The 327-nt window shown below is 52.6% G+C and carries 1 protein-coding gene; it reads left to right on the plus strand.

Going from position 1 to position 327, the window contains the following annotated elements:
* The first annotated feature begins 1 nt into the window (after position 1).
* On the plus strand, positions 2-301 hold the full coding sequence (locus AC3XQU_RS23450; RefSeq protein WP_489876549.1) for an ArsR/SmtB family transcription factor: 300 nt from the start codon (positions 2-4) through the stop codon (positions 299-301).
* Positions 302-327 lie beyond the last annotated feature (26 nt).

Consider the following 327-nt stretch of genomic DNA (forward strand, 5'->3'; position numbering starts at 1 on the left):
TATCCAACAACTGCGAGCTAGCGCTGAAGCTGCTGGTCAGCTACTGAAAGCGCTGGCGAACCCTGATCGATTGCTCCTTCTCTGCCAACTGTCGCAGGGTGAGCTAAATGTGACCGATTTAGAGGCCTTGTCAGGCATTCAGCAACCTACATTGTCTCAACAACTCGCGGTGCTACGTAGCAAGAGCATGGTGGAAACGCGACGCGCGGGAAAGCAAGTCTATTACCGAATCAGCAGCTCTGCCGCGCTCGCGGTGATCCATGTCCTTTATCAGCACTTCTGTGCAGGAGATGCAAAATGAGCATTGATTGGATGCACTTTACGCCT

The organism is Telluria sp. AZSoR62 (assembly GCF_058111565.1).